Source organism: Rhodoferax ferrireducens, from assembly GCF_031458075.1.
GTDB lineage: Bacteria > Pseudomonadota > Gammaproteobacteria > Burkholderiales > Burkholderiaceae_C > Rhodoferax_B > Rhodoferax_B ferrireducens_A.
This window is the reverse complement of sequence record NZ_JAVDXT010000016.1, coordinates 1-1,143: the sequence shown is the minus strand read 5'-3', so window position 1 is coordinate 1,143 and position 1,143 is coordinate 1. Positions and strand designations below refer to the sequence as shown.

The following is a 1,143-nucleotide window of genomic DNA, read 5'->3' as shown; positions in this document are numbered from 1 at the left end:
AGCGATGCGACCTGGTTGGTCGTCAGGGCAGCGATGTCTACGGTTTCGATGGCTGCAACCTGGCTGGTGCTCAAGGCAGCGATGCCGGCTGTCGTCAACGCTGCGACCTGGGCGGTCGTCAACGCCACGACCTGGTTGGTAGTCAGCGCTGCCACTTGTGCCGTACGCAGCGCAGCAATGCCAGCGGTGTTGATGGCCTGCACTTGGTTCGTCGTCAAGACTGCCGTACCCGCAGTCGTCAACGCCGCGATCTGGCTGGTCTTGAGAGCCGCTACATCCACGGTCTCAATGGCCGCAACCTGGCTGGTGCTCAAAGCCGCTACGCCTGCAGTAGTCAGAGCAGACACCTGGGCTGTGGTCAGTGCCACAACCTGGTTGGTCGTCAGTGCCGCCACCTGGTTGGTGCCCAGGGTGGCAATACCGGCCGTGCTCACGGCCTGGACCTGGTTGGTCGTCAGCGCTGCCACTCCGGCTGTCGTCAGGGCCGCGATCTGGCTGGTCTTGAGGGCTGCAACGTCAATGGTTTCGATCGCCGCAACCTGGCTGGTCGTCAGCGCCGCTACTCCGGTTGTCGTCAACGAGCCGACCTGGCCAGTGGTCAGTGCCACCACTTGGTCGGTCGTCAACGCTGCAACTTGTGCAGTGCGCAAGGCGGCGATGCCGGCGGTGTTGACCGCCTGGACCTGGCTGGTCGTCAACGCGGCCACACCGGCCGTCGTCAATGCTGCAACCTGGTTAGTCTTGAGCGCCGCAACGTCCACGGTCTCGATCGCAGCCACCTGGCTGGTGCTCAGGGCGGCTACGCCTGCGGTGGTCAAGGATGCCACTTGGCCTGTGGTCAAGGCCACAACCTGGTTGGTCGTCAACGCCGCCACACCGGCTGTCGTCAGCGATGCGACCTGGTTGGTCGTCAGCGCCGCAATGTCTACGGTCTCGATGGCCGCGACTTGGCTGGTGCTCAAGGCAGCGATGCCGGCTGTCGTCAACGATGCGACCTGGGCGGTCGTCAACGCTACGACCTGGTTGGTCGTCAGCGCAGCCACTTGTGCCGTACGCAGCGCAGCAATGCCTGCGGTGTTGATGGCCTGCACTTGGTTGGTCGTCAAGGCTGCCGTACCCGCAGTCGTCAGCGCCGCGATCTGG

Annotated in this window: 1 pseudogene; it reads right to left on the bottom strand. The window is 64.2% G+C overall.

Annotation, left to right across the window (positions count from 1 at the left end):
• Positions 1-1,143, bottom strand: a pseudogene (locus tag J2X19_RS25890) (heme utilization protein); the annotation flags it as partial.